General features: G+C 33.4%; 16 protein-coding genes. 1 reads left to right on the top strand and 15 read right to left on the bottom strand.

Features of this window, described 5'->3' with window-relative positions; all coding sequences use genetic code 11:
- Positions 1-125: 125 nt before the first annotated feature.
- From AC1RPQ_RS03535 to AC1RPQ_RS03595, 13 genes are all read right to left on the bottom strand, one after another.
- Positions 126-4,469: a PolC-type DNA polymerase III gene (locus AC1RPQ_RS03535; RefSeq protein ID WP_481761382.1), complete on the bottom strand. Its 4,344-nt coding sequence runs from the start codon at positions 4,467-4,469 to the stop codon at positions 126-128.
- A gap of 72 nt (positions 4,470-4,541) precedes the next feature.
- On the bottom strand, positions 4,542-6,257 hold the full coding sequence (locus tag AC1RPQ_RS03540; RefSeq protein WP_481761383.1) for a proline--tRNA ligase: 1,716 nt from the start codon (positions 6,255-6,257) through the stop codon (positions 4,542-4,544).
- A gap of 23 nt (positions 6,258-6,280) precedes the next feature.
- Entirely contained in the window at positions 6,281-7,552 is a 1,272-nt protein-coding gene (gene rseP, locus AC1RPQ_RS03545) for an RIP metalloprotease RseP (RefSeq protein ID WP_481761384.1), read from the bottom strand.
- A gap of 23 nt (positions 7,553-7,575) precedes the next feature.
- A complete protein-coding gene (locus AC1RPQ_RS03550; RefSeq protein WP_409022448.1) occupies positions 7,576-8,370 on the bottom strand; it encodes a phosphatidate cytidylyltransferase in 795 nt (264 codons plus the stop codon).
- A 10-nt stretch (positions 8,371-8,380) separates the two neighbouring features.
- On the bottom strand, positions 8,381-9,148 hold the full coding sequence (locus AC1RPQ_RS03555; protein ID WP_481761385.1) for an isoprenyl transferase: 768 nt from the start codon (positions 9,146-9,148) through the stop codon (positions 8,381-8,383).
- 86 nt (positions 9,149-9,234) lie between these two features.
- Entirely contained in the window at positions 9,235-9,798 is a 564-nt protein-coding gene (gene frr, locus AC1RPQ_RS03560) for a ribosome recycling factor (RefSeq protein WP_409022446.1), read from the bottom strand.
- Positions 9,799-10,521 (bottom strand): UMP kinase, encoded by a 723-nt coding sequence (gene pyrH / locus AC1RPQ_RS03565; protein WP_481761386.1) that lies wholly within the window; start codon positions 10,519-10,521, stop codon positions 9,799-9,801.
- A 133-nt stretch (positions 10,522-10,654) separates the two neighbouring features.
- Positions 10,655-11,530, bottom strand: coding sequence for a translation elongation factor Ts (gene tsf / locus AC1RPQ_RS03570; RefSeq protein ID WP_481761387.1), 876 nt, complete (start codon positions 11,528-11,530; stop codon positions 10,655-10,657).
- A gap of 109 nt (positions 11,531-11,639) precedes the next feature.
- Entirely contained in the window at positions 11,640-12,431 is a 792-nt protein-coding gene (gene rpsB / locus AC1RPQ_RS03575) for a 30S ribosomal protein S2 (protein WP_409022443.1), read from the bottom strand.
- 164 nt (positions 12,432-12,595) lie between these two features.
- On the bottom strand, positions 12,596-13,585 hold the full coding sequence (locus AC1RPQ_RS03580) for a D-2-hydroxyacid dehydrogenase (RefSeq protein ID WP_481761388.1): 990 nt from the start codon (positions 13,583-13,585) through the stop codon (positions 12,596-12,598).
- Between the two features lie 30 nt (positions 13,586-13,615).
- Positions 13,616-14,608, bottom strand: coding sequence for a D-2-hydroxyacid dehydrogenase (locus AC1RPQ_RS03585; RefSeq protein WP_481761389.1), 993 nt, complete (start codon positions 14,606-14,608; stop codon positions 13,616-13,618).
- A 69-nt stretch (positions 14,609-14,677) separates the two neighbouring features.
- Entirely contained in the window at positions 14,678-14,953 is a 276-nt protein-coding gene (locus AC1RPQ_RS03590) for a GIY-YIG nuclease family protein (RefSeq protein WP_409022440.1), read from the bottom strand.
- A complete protein-coding gene (locus tag AC1RPQ_RS03595) occupies positions 14,943-15,689 on the bottom strand; it encodes a tRNA1(Val) (adenine(37)-N6)-methyltransferase (RefSeq protein WP_409022439.1) in 747 nt (248 codons plus the stop codon). Before AC1RPQ_RS03595 ends, AC1RPQ_RS03590 begins: the two co-directional genes overlap by 11 nt.
- A 103-nt stretch (positions 15,690-15,792) precedes the next feature.
- Here AC1RPQ_RS03595 and AC1RPQ_RS03600 point away from each other — a divergent pair, with 103 nt between their 5' ends.
- Complete coding sequence (locus tag AC1RPQ_RS03600) at positions 15,793-16,428, top strand: lysophospholipid acyltransferase family protein (RefSeq protein WP_409022438.1); 636 nt, start codon at positions 15,793-15,795, stop codon at positions 16,426-16,428.
- 67 nt (positions 16,429-16,495) lie between these two features.
- Here AC1RPQ_RS03600 and AC1RPQ_RS03605 read toward each other — a convergent pair whose 3' ends face one another.
- Together AC1RPQ_RS03605 and AC1RPQ_RS03610 are read right to left on the bottom strand one after the other, a co-directional pair.
- On the bottom strand, positions 16,496-18,283 hold the full coding sequence (locus AC1RPQ_RS03605) for an ABC transporter ATP-binding protein (RefSeq protein ID WP_481761390.1): 1,788 nt from the start codon (positions 18,281-18,283) through the stop codon (positions 16,496-16,498).
- On the bottom strand, positions 18,276-20,033 hold the full coding sequence (locus AC1RPQ_RS03610) for an ABC transporter ATP-binding protein (protein ID WP_481761391.1): 1,758 nt from the start codon (positions 20,031-20,033) through the stop codon (positions 18,276-18,278). Before AC1RPQ_RS03610 ends, AC1RPQ_RS03605 begins: the two co-directional genes overlap by 8 nt.
- Between the last annotated feature and the right edge of the window lie 53 nt (positions 20,034-20,086).

Below are 20,086 nucleotides of genomic sequence, written 5' to 3' on the forward strand. Positions count from 1 at the left end.
CCCTCCTTACATTTTCCCAATAAAAAGAGTGAGCATCGCTGCTCACTCAAACAAGATATCAAAATACTTTCTTTAATATAGCATAATTTTCTGAAAACATCAACAAACTGCTATGTTCTCACTTTTTAGAAAAAGACATCATCAAAAATAGATAGTTGATTTTCATCTGGTAATGCTTTTAAAACATTATTTTCAGTCATATACTCAATTAATGACTTAGAAACTTTACCACGTTTAGCTAAATCTTCTTTAGATAAAAATGGGCGTTCCTCACGAGCAGCAATAATTTGCTTAGCAACGTTATTACCAAGACCTGGTACAGCTCTAAATGGTGCAATTAACTTATCACCATCAATTATCCAATTTGAATCATCTGATTTATCCAAATCAATCATCCCAAATTGGAAGCCACGTTCAAGCATTTCATTGCTTAATTCAAGGACCGTCAACAAATTTTTCTCTTTTGTTGATGCATCCATCCCTTTATCATTAATATCTTTCATTGCTTTTTTCACTGCTTCTTTACCATGCGACATTGCGACTAAATCAAAATCATCTGCTCTAACACTGAAATAAGCACAGTAATATAACATTGGAAAATAAACTTTATAGTATGCAATTCGTAAGGCCATCAAAATATACGCAGCAGCATGTGCCTTAGGGAACATATACTTGATTTTTAAACATGCTCCGATATACCAATCTGGAATTTTTGCTGCTTTCATCTCAGTTTGATAATCATCTGAGATACCTTTTCCTTTTCGAACACCTTCCATAATATTAAAAGCGCTACCAGCTTCCATACCCATATGAATAAGCCCCATCATGATATCATCACGACAGCCAATAACTTCCGGCATCGTGATTGTTCCATTAGAAATAAGTTCTTCAGCGTTTCCCAACCACACATCTGTACCATGTGATAGACCAGAAATTTTTAATAGTTCAGCAAATGTTTTAGGTTTTGTTTCTTCTAGCATCCCTCGAACAAATCTCGTTCCGAATTCCGGAATACCTAATGTACCTGTTTTTGAGAAAATTTCGTCGCTAGTAACACCAAGTACTTCAGGCCCTTGGAATATTTGCATAACGCCCTTATCATCCGTAGGGATTGTTTTTGGGTCAACTCCTGATAAATCTTGTAACATTCTAATCATGGTTGGATCATCATGACCCAAAATATCTAATTTCAAGATATTATCGTGGATAGAATGGAAATCAAAATGGGTTGTTTTCCATTCGGAAGTTGAGTCATCTGCTGGATACTGGATAGGTGAAAAATCATAAACATCCATATAGTTAGGGACAACTAAGATACCACCAGGATGTTGACCGGTCGTCCGTTTAACGCCAGTTGACCCCTTAGCAAGTCGATCTATCTCCGCATTTCTAAACGTTGCTCCAGTATCACGTTCATAACCCTTAACATAACCATAAGCCGTTTTATCTGCAACAGTACCAATTGTTCCTGCACGGAAAACATAATCTTCCCCAAATAAAACTTTCGTATAATTATGCGCAATTGCTTGATAATCACCCGAAAAATTCAAATCAATATCAGGAACTTTATCACCATAAAATCCAAGAAAAGTTTCAAATGGAATATCATGTCCATCTTTATCTAATGGTGTACCACATTTGGGACAGTCTTGGTCTGGTAAATCAAATCCAGACCCATATTCACCTTTTTCATAAAAATGTGTATATTTACATTTAGGGCATCGATAATGAGGTGGTAATGGATTAATTTCTGTTATTCCAGTCATTGTTGCAACAAGACTTGACCCAACAGATCCACGGGACCCTACTAAATAACCATCTTTGTTAGATTTATGAACTAATTTTTGTGAAATTAAATAAATAACTGAAAATTCATTATCAATGATACTTGTCAATTCTTTATCAAGACGTTTAACCACAGTTTCAGGTAACTCTTCTCCATAAAGTTCATGAGCGCGATTATAGGTTAATTGTTTAATTTCTTCTTCAGAGCCATCAATTTTCGGTGCATATAATCGATCTTTAACTGGAGAAATGTCATCATCAATCATATTAGCGATTAAATTCGTATTTGTAACAACGATTTCTTTAGCAACATCCGCACCTAAAAATTGGAATCCTTCCAACATTTCATTCGTTGTTCTAAAATGTGCATCAGGTAAAATAGAACGATTTAACGGATTAGCACCACCCATTGAATTAACAAGAATTTTACGATAAATACTATCTTCAGGGTTCATATAATGAACATCTCCAGTCGCAACAACCGGCTTATCCATTTCGTGTCCTAAATCAACCATATTTTGTAAAATTTCCTCTAAATTTTGATTATCCTTAATTAATTCTTGATGGATTAGAGGTTCATATAATGCTTTAGGCTGAATTTCTAAGTAATCATAAAACTTAGCCTTTTCTTTAGCCTCTTCCATCCCTTTTTGCATCATTGCTGTAAATACTTCACCTGAGTCACACGCTGAACCAACGATAATACCTTCACGATATTTATTTAACTCACTTCGAGGGATGCGGGGCATCCGATAAAAATAATCTATCATCGAAGTTGAAACTAATTTAAACATATTTTTAAGTCCGGCTTGAGTTGTCGCAAGTAACGTAACATGGAATGGACGTGCTTGTTTGTAAGCATCATGCTCACCCATATGATCATTCAATTGAACATGTGACGTTATTTCAAATCGTTCCTTAGCATCTTTAATAAAGATATTACACAAAAGACCAGTTGTCTCAGCATCATAAATAGCGCGATGATGATGTTCCAAGTTAACATTGAATTTTTTGGAAAGTGTATTTAATCTAAACCCTTTTAATTCGGGATGTAAAAATCTTGCTAACGTTAACGTATCAATGATTGGATTTTGCATAGGTTCCATGCCATGACGTTCATATCCAGTATTCATAAAGCCAATATCAAAACTAGCATTATGGGCAACTAGAATACTACCTTCTGAAAATTCTCTAAATAATTTAAAAACTTCTTCTTCAGATTTTGATCCATGAACCATTTCATCCGTAATTGAGGTTAAATTAGTTGTTGTTTCAGATAAATGATGTCCTGGATCAATAAATTCATCAAATTCTTCAATGACATTTCCCTTTGTCATTTTAACAGCAGCTAATTCAATAACTTTATCAAATCGAGCAGATAAACCCGTTGTTTCCGTATCAAAAGTAACATAAGTGGCTTCTTCTAGATTTACATCCTTATCATTAAAAGCAATTGGAATACCATCATCAACAACGTTAGCCTCAACACCGTACAAAATTTTAATATTATTTTTCTTTCCAGCAGAATGAGCCTCAGGAAAACTTTGTAAGGTAGAATGATCCGTAATCGCAATTGCTTTTTGTCCCCATTTACTGGCTTGCTGTACATAATCCGTAATTGAATTTGTGGCATCCATTTGACTCATATTTGAGTGTAAATGTAATTCAACACGTCGTTCATCATCTGGAGCTGTTTCTTGACGGCTTGGGTGGTCGACTTGATTAATATCGTAAGCATTCACCACTAGATCTCGCATAAAATTATCTTCTTGTACTGCACCACGAACTCTGACCCATTCTTTTTCTTGAATAGCAGCAAACATCGCTTCGTCTTCTTCATTACGAGAGAATTTTTTTACGGTCATGGATGAACTATAATCCGTCATTTTAATGATCATTAATTGTCTTTCAGACTTAAGCGTCCGGATTTCCTTAGAGAAAATATATCCCTCAATAATAACCGAGCGTTCCTCTTCAATGATTTCAACCATCCGTTTTGCAGGCTCTTTTGTACTAATCTTTTTACCCATTTGAACAGGTCCATTAATTACAGTTTGAGAATCAGTCTTTTTCTTTTCATTTTGTTTCTGAATAGTTTCTGTTGCCTTCTGCATCATTATGGCATCTTGAGATTCTTTTCGCTGTCTAATTTCTTCTATTTTTTCTTGTGATTTTGATTCATCTAATAATGTATTAATATTTATCTGTGGAAATCCGACCATTTGATACGCAGTTTCAATTGGTCCTAATGCTTGACCTGTTAAGAACGTTTTTACAATTTCATTTTCAGCCATTAACATCACTCGTCTATCATCAAGATAAGGGACGTTCCCATGAAAAAGTTCTTGTACTAGCGAAGAATTAGCTTCACTATTTTTAACTGCCCATGTCCAATAATCGCCTAAAAGTTGGTTTGTTAATTCTGGTTGCTCAACTTGAACAGTTATTTTTGTTTTTGCAATATCTTTAAATGTAATTGCAATTTTATTTTCTAAGTCACTAAATAATGAAAATGGCAAAATTTTAGGGGCAACTAGCTTGAATTCCCATAGTTTTGACTTTTCATGAACAGTTACGGTTGAAATTTCAATTAAATCCAATATTTCACTATCTTGTTGGTCACTTGATTGAAAATTAATTTGTTCTAATAGTTTATTGAATAATTCTTTATTATTAAGCGACAAATGATTGACTCCTTTTCTAAAAATGAAAAAGAGACTGAGTCAAAATTTTCTTTTGAACTCAATCTTCTTTAACTAGTTTTGATTTTCTTCTTTTAATAAAATTGAGATAGAGCTCTCTAATTCGTCTTTCGTTACTTCAATCGTTTCACCATTTCTACGTAACTTCACTTCAACGATACCATCAGCAGCTTTCTTACCAACTGTAATTCGAACAGGTAATCCAATTAAATCTGAATCAGCAAATTTAACACCTGCACGTTCTTTACGATCATCAAGCAATACTTTGTAACCATTTTCAGTCATTTTTTTGTCAATTTCATTAGCTAGAGCCATTTGTTCATCATTTTTAGCATTAATTGGAATTACATGAACATCGTATGGTGCAATACTTCTAGGCCATACTAAACCATTTTCATCAGCTTGTTGCTCTGCAATGGCTGCAAGTAAACGACTAACGCCGATTCCATAACAACCTAATATCACAGGTTTTTCGCGGCCATTATCATCTAAGATATTAGCGCCCAATGCCTCAGAATATCGTGTTCCAATTTTGAAGATATGACCAATTTCAATCCCCTTAGTAAATTTCAATTCGCCTTCCCCTTCAGGTGAAGTTTCACCTTCTTGAGCCAAACGTAAATCTACAAATTTATCTACTCGGTAATCACGATCAATATTTGCGTTAAATAAATGAGAACCAGTCGTATTTGCACCAACGACCGCATTTATCATTCCCTTAATTCCTTCGTCGGCAACAATTGTTACGTCTTCTGTAACACCAACAGGTCCAAGTGAACCAAACTCTGCACCCAACACTTCAGTAACATCTGAATCAGTTGCCATACGTAAAAAATCAGCGCCTAATGTGTTTTTTAATTTAATTTCATTCAAAATATCATTTCCGCGCATTAAAACCATCACTGGTTTTTCATCAGCCATAAATAATAATGATTTTATTAAATTTTCACTTGCTGTATCAATAAATTTAGCCAACTCATCAATTGTTTTAATATTTGGTGTTTCAATTTTTTCAATATCTTTAATCGCTTCATGTGAATTCTTATATGTTTTCAAACTTTTTGCCATTTCTAAATTAGCTGCATAATCGCTCTTATCAGAATAAACGATTGTATCTTCACCAATATCAGAAATTGCCATAAATTCTTTTGAATCATTACCGCCCATTGCACCTGCATCACCAATAATACTTCTAAAATTAAGACCACAGCGTTCAAAAATATTTTGATATGCACGATTCATTTTTTGATAAGTATCATTTAAACTTTCTTCATCCGCATGGAATGAATAAGCATCTTTCATTAAAAATTCACGGCCTCTTAATATACCAAAACGAGGTCTATTTTCATCACGATATTTTTGTTGTATTTGGAACATTGTCAGTGGTAATTTTTTATATGATTTGATTTCATCACGAATTAAAGAAGTAAATGTTTCTTCATGAGTTGGTCCTAAAATAAATTTTCTATCATGTCGATCTTTTAATTTAAAAAGTGTATCACCATAGGTTTCATAACGACCTGTTTCTTCCCATAATTCAGCAGGAATAACGGCAGGTACAAGCATTTCAACCGCTCCAATTGCTTCCATTTCTTCGCGAATAATTGTTTCAATTTTTCTAATAACGGAGAAAGCTAATGGTAAATAACTGTACATTCCGGCTGAAACTTGTCGAATATATCCAGCTCGTAACATCATTTGATGACTGATAACCTCAGCATCGCTTGGAACTTCCTTCATTGTTGGTATTAATAATTGTGATTGTTTCATACTATTTTATTCTCCTTTTTCATTTAAAAGAAATAACGCTGAATATCATTCCATGTGACTAATATCATCAATATCATTAAAAATGCAAATCCAACTAATGTAATAACACCTTCTTTTTCAGGTGAAATTGGTTTGCCACGAATTCCTTCGATAATATTTAGTACTAATTTTCCACCATCTAAAGCTGGAATTGGTAATAAATTCACAATTCCTAAGTTAATTGATAAGAATGCAAGCAATGACACAACACTCGCCAACCCATAACTTGCTGCATTTGAAGTCACTGCATAAATTGCAACCGGACCACCAAAATCATTTAAGCTGACACCTTTAGTAAACATCCCTACTAATACAGCCACAATACTAGCCACGACACTCCATGATTGCGTAAACCCATAAGTAATTTTATTGATAAATGAGTGATCCATTTTAACTGTAATACCAATTTTACCGATCTTTGTTGAGTCTGTTTTACTTGATTCAGGTGTAATAACGATTGATTCTGTTTTACCGTTCCTTATTACTTTTAAGTCAGTTTTTTTATCAGGACGACTGCTAATCGCTGTCGTTAATTCAGTCCAGTTTGTTGTCTTTTTATCAGATACAGCTACAATTTTATCATTTGCTTTTAACCCCGCCCTTTGAGCCGCAGAATTCTCTTGAATTGTACCAATTTGATTCAAATTGGTTGCAACGCCACCTTGCATAAAAGCAAGTAGTATAAATGCAACAATAGCTAATAAAAAGTTATTCATCGGTCCAGCAAAATTCGTTAAAATTCGATTCCAAAGCGTAGCTGATTGAAATTGAACATCTTCAGGAGCGATTTGAATTTCTGTGCCATCTTTTTCAATTATTAACGCATCATGATCAACATTATATTTTTTTACTATCTCTTCATTACCATTTTCATATCCTGTAATCCAGAGTTCTTTTTGCAAATCACTATCTAGGTATTCGATTGGGATACCATTATACAGCGTTGTTTTTTTACTCGTATTAATCTTTGTAACCTTATTATTACTATCCAGTATTAAACTCATAGGCATACCAGGTTTTAAATCTTCATCTTCATCATCAGCGATTCCCGCCATTCTAACATATCCACCAAGAGGTAATATTCTTAAAGTGTACGTTGTACTACCTCTATGGAATGAAAGTATTTTTGGCCCCATACCAATTGAAAATTCACGAACTAAAATTCCAGCACGTTTTGCAAAATAGTAATGACCAAATTCATGAATCACAACTAAAATTCCAAAAACGATAATAAATGTAATAATCGTTTTAATCATGTGAATCCTCCCCCTTTAATTTATTACATTAACCCAAATAAATGCATAATTGGCCATACAAATATTAAACTATCAAATCGATCTAAAATACCACCATGTCCAGGTAGAATACGTCCAGAATCTTTTACACCATAGAAACGTTTAAACGCGGACTCAACTAAATCACCGCATTGTCCAAATACCGAAAGGATTAACGTAATCAAAATCATTATAGGAAAAGAATGATTTTGTGGGAAGAAGTAAATAAAGATACTTCCTAACAGTGTAGCCATTAATGTTCCACCAATTGAACCTTCCCATGTTTTATTTGGACTAATATGTGGTGCTAATTTATTTTTACCAAACTTACGTCCAAACATGTAAGCACCTGTATCTGTTGTCCAGATAACAATTAAAATATATGCTAATGTCATTAATCCGTTAAAATCGTTGCCTCTTGCCGCAATAAAATAATGAAATCCCATCCCGACATATAAAGAACTTAAGACAAAAACACCAGCATCATCAAATGAAAAACGATTTTTTGAAGTAACCATATACATTAATAGAAGTGCAACAAGAAAATAAAATACATTTACAGAAGAAATGTGAGCTGGTAAAAATTTAAACCACTTATCTGGTGCAATCACAGTTATTGTCATTAAGATACCAAAAGTAGCCTCTGGTGATATCAATAATTTTTTCTTCATTACAAATACTTCCGAAATACCAATGCATCCTAAAATTAAAGCAAATATCTGCAATGGTAGTCCACCAATAATAACCAATGGTATGAAAATACAGAGAGCCACAATTGCCGTAATTACGCGCTGTCTCATAAAAATTCTCCTATTCTTTTATACCACCGAAACGGCGGTCTCTTTTTTGATAATTTAGTATTGCATCTTTTAATGCATCTTCAGAAAAATCAGGCCATAATGTATCAGTAAACACTAATTCACTATAAGCAATTTGCCATAATAAGAAATTAGATATTCTTTCTTCACCACTAGTTCTGATTAGTAATTCCGGATCATTATAAGGTGCTAAATTACTAGTCATTAAATACTGGTCAATTGTTTTATCTGTTATCTCTTCAACGCTTAGTTTACCATTAGAGGTATCAGTTGCAATATTTTTGATAGCCGTCACAATCTCTGCTCGCCCACCATAATTTAATGCAAAATTAAGAACCATCCCTGTATTATCTTTAGTATCTTCCACTGCATTTTGAACAGCTAATTTTGTTTCATTTGGAAGCTGATCAATGTAGCCCATAACATTAACTTTTACATTCTTTTCAATTAATTCTGGTACAAACTTATCAAAAAAAGTACCCGGTAAACTCATCAGGTAATTAACTTCTGTTTCGGGCCGTTTCCAATTTTCAGTAGAAAATGCGTAAAGTGTTAAAACTTTAATCCCTAAATCACTTGCAGCCATAGTTACTGTTTTTACAGTATCCATACCGGTTTTATGTCCCGCAATTCTAGGTAAATGCCTTTTTTTTGCCCAACGTCCATTACCATCCATTATAACAGCAACATGTTTAGGAATTCTTTCCATATCCAATTGGATTAATTCATTTGTTTTATTTTTTTTAAAATTAAAAGCCATATTGTACCTCCAAGAATAGTTACATGTTCTATTGTAGCAAAAAAACAGGCACAAAACGACGCCTGTCTTAAAATAAAGCTATTTATTTAAACTGCTAAAATTTCTTTTTCTTTATCTGCTTGAATATTATCAATATTTTTAATTGATGCATTCGTCACATCTTGAGCTTGTTTTTCTAAATCTCGTAAATCATCTTCGGTTAAATCACCATTTTTTTCTGATTTTTTCAAGGCATCAACTGCATCACGTCTGATATTACGAATAATAACTTTAGCATTTTCTGCTTCAGCTTTAACGTCTTTAGCTAATTCCTTACGACGTTCTTCTGTTAATTGAGGAATAACTAATCGAATTGCTGATCCATCATTCGAAGGGCTAATTCCTAAATCAGCAACTAATAAACCATGTTCAATATCCTTCAAAGCACTTTTATCAAATGGCGTAATTAAAAGTACGCGAGCTTCTGGTACTGAAATTTGTGCAACTTGATTAAGTGGCGTTGGTGCACCATAATAATCTACTGTCACATTATTCAATAAACTAGCATTAGCTCGACCAGCCCGAATATTACCAAGATTTTTTTGAAGTGAAACCTCTGCTTTTGACATTTTATCTTGAGCATCAACTAATATAGGTTCTGTTATTTTCATTTATTTTCCCCTAACGGTTGTTCCGATGGTTTCACCGAGAACAACTTTTTTTATATTTCCTGGTTCGTTCAAATTAAATACGACTAACGGAATATCATTATCCATCGATAATGTACTTGCAGTTGTATCCATAACTTGTAAGTTTTTATTAATTATATCTAAATGTGTTAATTCTTCATATTTTGTTGCTGAGTCATCCTTTTGAGGATCAGCAGAATAGACACCATCTACGCCATTTTTTGCCATCAATATAACATCAGCATTAATTTCTGCAGCTCTTAACGCTGAAGTTGTATCTGTTGAGAAATATGGTGAACCCGTACCCGCAGCAAAAATAACAACGCGACCTTTTTCAAGATGACGAACAGCTTTACGGCGAATATAGGGTTCTGCAATTTGGCGCATTTCAATAGCTGTTTGAACTCGAGTTGGGACACCTACAGACTCAAGATTATCTTGCAATGCTAGTGCATTCATAACTGTTCCTAGCATCCCTATATAATCTGCCTGCGCACGTTCCATACCCATTGCGGCTCCAGCTTCACCACGCCACATATTACCACCACCAACAACGATAGCGACTTCAACACCCATTTCTTGAATTTCTTTTAATTCTTCAGCAACTTTTCTAATTACAGGTGGATTAATACCAAATCCTTGTTCTCCGGCTAATGCTTCACCGCTTAACTTCAACATAACGCGTCGATACTTAACATCTGACATCCAATGTTCCTCCTACAATCTATTTACAATTATTTTACCATATTTTAGGTATAATTAATAATTCAATTTATATCAAAATAAATTTATTAAAAAAAGTTTGTGCTTAAAGCACAAACTTTTGGATTGTAGAAAATTATTTAATTTGGCCCATAACTTCGTCTACAAAATTATTTTCTTTCTTTTCAAGACCTTCTCCAACTTCATAACGGATAAATAATTTAACTTTTCCACCCTTAGAAGCAACATACTTAGCAACTGTCATGTCAGGATCTTTAACAAAATCTTGATCATCTAAGCTAATATCAGCTAGATATTTATTTAAACGACCCTCAACCATTTTTTCAATGATATTTGCTGGTTTGCCTTCATTAGCAGCTTCTTTAGAAAGTACTTCTTTTTCATGTGCCAATTCATCAGCAGGTACTTGTTCACGAGATACATACTTAGGATTAATTGCAGCAACATGCATAGCAACATCTTTAGCAGTTGATTCATCAGCATCTGTAACGACAACAAGTGTTGAAATTGAGCCACCCATATGTGAGTATGATCCAAAACTTTCATTATCAGTTTTTTCTACTAATTCAAAACGACGTAATGAAATTTTTTCACCAATTACTTGTGTTGCTTCAATTAAATCATCATTAATTGTGCCACGGTCTGTTTTAATTGTAAGTGCTTCTTCAACATCTTTAGGATGTGCTTCAGCAATTTTAGTAGCAATCAATTTAACAAGTGTTTTGAATTGTTCGTTTTGAGCAACGAAATCAGTTTCTGCGTTAACTTCAACAATAGCTGCAAAGTTACCAGAGAATTGAACATCAGATAGACCTTCAGCAGCAACACGGTCACTTTTTTTAGCAGCCTTTGCCATACCTTTTTCGCGGAGGAAATCGATTGCTTTTTGCATATCACCGTCAACTTCAACGAGTGCTTTTTTTGCGTCCATCATACCGACACCAGTTGTATCACGTAATTCTTTAACTTGAGAAGCAGAAATTTTTGCCATTTGAATGGCCTCCTTGTTTAAATAATTTAATTGATTTTATATCTAAAAAAACTGCCTCAAAAGAAAGGGCCATTACAGTACCTAATTTTGAGACAGCCTAATTTATTTACTATTCAGCAGTTTTTTTATCATTTCCGCCTTCAACAGCTTCAACGATATCTTCGATTGAATCTACTTTTTCGTCAGCCTTTTTGAAAGAAGCTTCATTCACTTCTTCTTTACCTTGATTAGTTTCAATAATAGCATCAGCCATTTTTGCAGTAATCAAACGTACAGCACGAATTGCATCATCATTTGAAGGGATTTTTACATCAATTTCATCTGGATCACTATTTGTATCAACCATAGCGATGATAGGAATATTCAATTTTTGAGCTTCCTTAACAGCGATACGTTCTTTACGAGGATCAACAATGAATAATACATCAGGGATGCGAGGCATATCTTCAATACCACCCAAGAATTTTTCAAGACGATCTCTACGTTTAATTAATAAAGAAACTTCTTTTTTAGGAAGAAGATCAAATGTGCCATCTTCTGACATTTTTTTGATTTCTTTAAGACGTTTGATACGTTTTTGAATTGTGTTCCAGTTAGTTAAAGTTCCACCTAACCAACGATGGTTAACAAAGTATTGTCCAGCACGAGTTGCTTCTTCTTCAATAGCATCTTGTGCTTGTTTCTTTGTACCAACAAAAAGAACAACACCATCATCTTCAGCAGCTTTTTTCATTGATGCATAAGCAGCATCAACTAATTTAACTGTTTTTTGTAAATCAATGATATAAATACCATTTCTTTCAGTAAAGATGTATGGTTTCATCTTTGGGTTCCAGCGACGTGTTTGATGTCCAAAATGAACACCGGCTTCGAGCAATTGTTTCATACTAATAACAGCCATAATGTAGTGCCTCCGAGTAAAAGTTTTATTTTCCTCCCAAGTGTTCAACTGTGCTAAGACTCTCCCGAGCACCCTCAGTCACATCCCACAAGGTGTGAATTGATGTTTTAACATCGTCTTTAAGTATACAAAATCTAAAATTAGAACACAAGTCTTATTTTTAATTATTTAACTTCTGTTTCCACAACGCCTGTTGTTAAAAATTGATAAGCACTATTCAAAGCAATTTCAACCATATTTTTAACTGCAGTTTCAGTATAGAATGCAATATGAGGTGTTAAAATAACATTTACCATATCTAAAAGTTCATTAAATAATGGATCTTCAATAGATGAGTCCGTTAAATCATGATTAAATATTGGATTTTCGAATTCATACGTATCTAAAGCTGCTCCACCAACTTGTCCTGATTTTAATGCGTCAATTAAATCTTCAGTATTAATTAACGTTCCACGGGCTGTATTTACAATCAGAACTCCGTGTTTCATTTTTTCAAATGAATCTCGATTAAGCATGTGTTCATTCTCTTTTGTAGCTGGCGTATGTAATGTAATAACGTCTGCTTGTTCGAACAACTCATCTAATGTATCAACATAAATACCACTCTTTTTTAATTCAGCATTTGGATAGACATCGTATGCAATAACTTTTGCACCGAATCCTTTGTAAATGTCCATTGCAACCCGGCCAATACGTCCAGTTCCAATAACACCCACGGTTAAGCTTCTCAACTCGCGTGAAATATTTGGAGCCCAACGATAGTCTTGATTTTTAATTTTTAAATTAAATTCTGGTGTTCTTCTTAAGAGTTGCATCAATTGTGTCACAGAAAATTCAGCAATCGCGTTAGGTGAATACGCTGGGACATTTGTCACCGTCACACCGTATTTTTTAGCTGCAACTAAATCAATATTATCAACCCCGACATTTCTAACAGAAAGAATCTTAATATTCATCTCTTTCATTTTAGAAAATAATGTTTCGTTATAAGGGATTGTTTGCAATGCAATAATACCATCAAATCCATCCGCTTGCTGTATCGTTTCATTCGTTAATAAATCTTGAGTAATTTCAACATCAACTTGATTGTCATCAGACCATTGATTACCAAATCCAACTTCATCTTTTCTCATACCGAACGCAATTAGTTTCATAATACAAAATCCTCCATTTTCTGACTAATTTTATTTAAATTTAACTTCTTTATCAGAATGTCCTGTTTCTATTAAGTCTTTACTTGCATTCAAAGCATCTATAACCATATTCCTGACAGCAGGCTCTGTATAGAACGCTGTGTGTGGGGTAATTAACACATTCTCACGTTGCAATAAGTTTTTAAAAGTACCATTTACTTGTGATTCTGTTAATTCTTTATTGAAATAATCAGTCTCATTTTCAAGTGTATCTAATGCGGCACCGGCTACTTTCCCTGAATCTAGCGCTCTTATCAGTGCATCGGTGTCAATCAATGTTCCTCTGGCCATATTCAAAATATGCACACCATTTTGCATTTTACTAAATGCTTCGTCATCTAATAAATGATAATTATCTTCAGTAGCAGGGCTATGAATTGTGATAACTGTTGATTTTGCATATAGCTCATCTAATGTATCAACATAGATTCCTTCTTCTTTCAAAGCAGGATTTTGATAAATATCATATCCAATAATTTTTGCACCAAATGCTTTAAAAATTTTAATGGCTGTTTGCCCAATTCTTCCTGTACCAATCACACCAACTGTTTGTGTGCGGATTTCTTTAGAGATATCGGGTTCCCAAGTGAAATCGTTATTCTTCATTTTACGATTAAATTGTGGTGTTTTTCTAAATAACTCCAACAATTTAGCTACAGATAGCTCCGCAACAGCACTTGGAGAATAAGATGGCACATTCGTCACAATCAATCCATACTTATTAACTGCATCCCCATCAACGTTATCCACACCAGTATTACGAATCGATAAATAATTAATATTTAAATCATGAATTTTTTTAATTAATTCAGGTGTATAGTCCTTTTGTTGGTAGGCAACGATAGCGTCATAATTTTCTGCTAATTGAACTGTTTTTTCGTCTAATAATTCATTAACAGTTTTTATTTTAATTTGATTATCTTTTTCCCATTCTTGGACATACAATAATTCATCTTCTCGGATACCATACGCAATGATTTTCATAATGTTATACCTCTTTATTTTAAAATTTATACTTTCATTATATCATTTGAAATCTTTTTATACATTATTTCAGATTTCAACTGATTGCTTTTTTAAATAAGCAATTTTTTTATCTCTTGATTGGTGTTTGAAAGCATATTCTTTCTTTAATGCTTCAGATTTCGTTTCAAATGATTCCTGCAAAATCATTTTCAAAGGCCGTCTACTAGCTAATTTTGTGTACTTTGCACCTTTCCCTGCATTATGCGTTGCAAGTCTTTTTTCGGGATCCGTTGTAAATCCGCCGTATAGTGTATTATCAGCGCACAGTAATACATAGAAATAATATTTTTTTTCATCTTCCATAAACAATCTCCTGAACCATTTGTGTGTACTCATCATCGTTACCATAAACAACAATAGGAGGCATAATCCTAATTCCTGCTGCATTGCCATCCTTAATTGCTTCAATTAGGACCATGTTAGCCTCTTTTCCCTCTTTTGGATGAACAAATTGGATTTTTTTAGGCGCCAACCGATGATTAACCATTTTACTTAGAATTTCAGGCAATCGATCAGGACGGTGTACGAAAAAAGTTTTCCCCTTCATTTTCAATAAACCGCTAGTAATTTCTAGAATACTATCTAAATTAGTTGTAATTTCATGTCGTGCAATTGCTAAATACTTGTTAGGATTCTGAGAAGATTGTGGCGTATTTGGAAAATAAGGTGGATTACACAATACGGTATCAATTGAGTCTTTTTCTAGATAATCAAACGTGTTGATTAAATCTGTTTGCTTAACTTGTACTTGATTTTCCAAGTGATTCAATTCAATACTTCTATTTGCCATATCAGCTAATTTTTCTTGAAGTTCAATCTGATAAATTTGACCCTTTGTTTTTTGACTAACAAATAACCCGACTGCACCATTGCCCGCACATAAATCAACTATTTTAGTTGATTCTTTTCTTGAAACATCTGCAAAATGGGCTAATAAAACAGCATCCAGTGAAAAAGAAAAAACATCTGAACTCTGAATGATTTTAATTTGATTTGAGTATAATTGGTCAATACGTTCATTGTTATTAAGTGAAACCATTTTTCATTACCCATTTTCTATAATTTTTTTTAAACTTGCAACTTTTAATTTAATTAGTCATACTTACCATACAAAGTTTAAAATTTGAAAGGATTGTTGCCACATGTTTTATTCATTTGCACGAGGTATTGTACGAGTACTTTTATTCTTAATCAATGGGAATGCCCACTATATTAATAAAGAAAAACTACCTGAAGGATCGTATATTTTAGTAGGTCCACACCGAACTTGGTTTGACCCCCTTTACTTTGCCTTAGCTGGTAGTCCTAAAAAGTTTTCATTTATGGCAAAAAAAGAACTATTTGTAAATCCAATTTTACGCTATATCTTAATTCATGCCAATGCTTTTCCAGTTGATCGAGAAAATCCAGGTCCATCAACAATTAAAACGCCAGTTAAATTTTTAAAAAAAGGCGAATTATCATTAATTATGTTTCCCTCAGGTACCCGACATTCCGAGGAATTAAAAGGTGGTTCACTCTTAATTGCTCGAATGGCACAGGTACCCCTAGTTCCAGCAGTCTATCAAGGTCCATTAACCTTAAAGCAACTTTTCAGTAGAAAAAGAGTAACCGTTTCATTCGGTGATCCAATCTATTTAGACAAAAAAACAAAATTGACTGATGAGGTCCAAACAGAAATGGACACCCAATTAATGGCTGCATTTCAAAAATTAGATACTGAAATTAATCCCAATTTTAAATATGTTGATCCCCATAAAAGTAAAAATAATAATTAAATTCCAAAAAAAATACTGGTAGGAAATCATATTGATTTTCTACCAGTATTTTTATTTAAAATTAAACTTAATCATCTGATATATTTTGTAAACTATACATGTCAGCGTATTTACCATTTAATTTTAGTAATTCTTCATGTGTTCCTCGTTCAACAATTTGACCCTTATCCAACACTAGAATTTGGTTAGCGTCAACAATAGTTGACAGTCTGTGTGCGATAACAAGCGTCGTTCTATTTTGTCTCATTTGTTTTAACCCATCTTGTATAAGTTGTTCCGTCTCCGTATCAATATTAGCTGTAGCTTCATCCAATATTAAAATTTTGGGATTAGTTACAATCGTTCTCGCAAATGAAATCAATTGCTTTTCACCAGCGGAGTATGTTGCCCCTCGTTCAACAACTTTCGTTTGATACTGCCGAGGTAATTTATCAATAAATTGATCAGCATGAACAAATTTAGCAGCTTTTTCAATTTGTTCATCAGTAATATCTTGATTAAACATTCTAATATTTGAAGCAACATTACCATAAAATAAAAATGAATCTTGTAATACAAGCCCCATTTTTTTACGTAACTCTTCTGTCGAATATTTTTTAATATCTAAACCATCAATTAAAATTTGCCCTTCTTCAAAATCATAAAATCTCATCAAAATATTGATGGTTGAACTTTTACCACTACCCGTGTGTCCAACGAAAGCAAGTGTTTCACCAGGTTGTACCGTAAATGATATATTCTTTAAAACAGCATTCTCATCATCATAAGAAAAAGTAACATTTTTGAATTCAATTTTACCTTCAGTAATTGTGGCTCCTGCCACGGGTGTTTGTTGTGGTTCTATTGTTTGGTCATCAAGAACACTAATGATTCGGCTACCTGCAACGATTCCATCTTGGAAAGTTGTCAAATAATCCATTAAGTTTGTCATGGGATTGAAGAAATTTTGTAAATATGTTAGAAATGCATATACCATTCCTGCTTCAACAAAATGATCTAAACTGCTAATTCCAAATAACCCAAGTGTCATTACTACAGCCAATGCATAAAATAAACTAATAATTGGTGAAAGTAACAATGAATTAGTTCGAATCATTTCAAATCTTTTTTTCAAATAAAGTTCATTAGTGTCCTCAAATTCGCCTTCAATCCGTTTTTCTTGGCGAAATTGTTGAATCACATTTATTCCAACGATAGATTCATTTAATTTAGTATTTAATCGACTCAAATATTCTCTCATTTGTCGATAAACCTTTGAACTAAACCGTTGGTAATACCATGTTGTTATTAGTAAAATTGGTATAAAAATCAACGTTACCAATGCAATCTGTGGCTTGGCAATATACATTGCTACAAAAGCAGAGATAAGTGAAAATACACCAACGATTAATGTCATAAATAGCGTCCAAAAATCTGCTAATGTCATCGTATCATTAGTAACCCTAGAAACAACAGCTCCAGCCGGTGTCTTATCAAAGTAACGCATCCCTAACGTGTGAATTTTTTTAAAAAGAATGACACGTATTTTTTCTAATGTTTTTTCTGCACCCATTGAGTACAAATACATTTGAATGAATTGAGTAATTGCTTTTAAAATTACACCGATAAAGTAAAGACCCGCAAATAAAAACATAATATTTAGTGGTGTTGATTTCGATTGAAGATAGTTATCCATATAATACTGTAAAAGAAGAGGTAGTAATATATTAATTCCACTTAATATGGCCGCAAATAAAATTGCGATTAAAAAATCGGCTTTAAAATCTTTTGTATAGGGCAACAATCTTTTAATAACTGTTCTTTGTTCTTTACCGCTCAGTTCTTTTTGCCAGCTAGATTTAGGCTTTTCACTCATTAATTTCATCTCCCTCTAACTTGCTTTCAAGTTGTTGTTTAGTTGTCATTTGATAGTACCAACCTTTTGATGTCATTAACGTATCATGCTGTCCTCGCTCAATAATTGTTCCACCATCAATTACGATAATTTCATCTGCATCTTTTACACTACTCATACGGCTTGCAGAAATAATAGTTGTTTTATTTTGACGTTTCTCTTTTAATCTAGTTAAAATAATAGATTCCGTTCTGGCATCAACTGCCGAAAGAGCATCATCCAAAATTAATAGCTCTGGATTAATTACAAGGGCACGAGCGATAGCTAAACGTTGCTTTTGGCCACCAGAGAGGGATATTCCTTGTTCTCCAACCTCTGTTTCATATTTTAGTGGTAATTCAGTGATATCACTATCCAAATCAGCATTAAATGCAGCCATTTCAACCTTTTCTTTTGTTAAATTCATATTAGCAAAACGTATATTATTTAAAATAGTTGTTGAAAATAAAAAGCTTTCCTGAGGAACGTAACCAATTGACTTCAGATACGTATCTAAGGCATACTCTTTAATATTTGAATTATTAACTGAAATCATTCCGTTGTATGCATCAAATTCACGAAGTATCAATTTCATAATCGTTGATTTGCCAGCACCCGTTTTTCCAACAATGCCAAGAGTTTGACCAGAACCAATTTCAAATTTAACATTATGCAAGCTTTCCCGATCATCATCTGGATAATTAAAATGCTGGACATCAAATTTAAAAGATCCCACCGGTAATTTATCTAACCCCTTTTCATTATCTACAATGCCACTTTTTTGATTTAATAATATTTGAACACGATCATAACTAGCATTTCCACGTTCAATAACATTAAATAATCGACCAATAGCAAACATCGGCCAAACAAGTAACGCAATATAACTTATAAATGAAATCAGTTGTCCAATTGAAATAACGTTGTTAGCCACATAGTATCCACCTAAAATGATAGTGCAAACATATGACAATCCAATAATTAAACTTGTTATTGGATCAAACAATGCATCCAATAAATTAACTTTTCTATTAATCTTGATAGTTTCTTCAACTTTTCCTTCAAAATCTTCAATATCTTCTTGTTCTTGTCCAAGAGTCTTAATCACTTTAATTCCGCTGACACTCTCTTGCGTTTTATTATTCAACGTTGAAAACGCTGCTTGAGATGTAGAGAAAGCAGTGTGTATTTTAGTTCCTAAATATCTAGCCATAACCGCCAATAAAGGTAACGGAATAATTGCTAAGATTGTTAAACGCCAATCTATTAAAAATATCATTGCAATTATAGTTGTCCCACCCGTGATAATTGAATCAGCAAAAGTTAGTATACCTGCACCAGCAACCTGCTGAATAGCTGTTAAATCATTCGTTGCATGTGCCATCAAATCGCCTGTTCTATTTTGCTGAAAAAAAGATTGATCCATTTGCATAAAATGTTTAAATAATCGAGTACGTAAAATTTTTTCAAGGCGAGCAGCGCTACCCCAAATATTGGTTCTCCAGATATATCTAAACAGATATTGCCCTAATGCAACAAAAACTAAGATACTAATCCAAATTGCTAACTTACTCACTGTTAGTTCATTTTCACTCATACTATCAACGATATTTCCAATAATTTTAGGTGGAATAATTTGGAAGATTGCCACTAAAATCAGAAAGAATACTGCGATTCCATACGATTTTTTTTCTTGTTTAAAAAACCATCCAAGTTTTCTAAATATAGTCATTCTAACTCCTCCTTTTTATAAAAAAAAACAAGCAAAGGAAATCCTTGCCTGTT

The organism is Dellaglioa sp. CoH-57-MRSF-21, assembly GCF_056781915.1.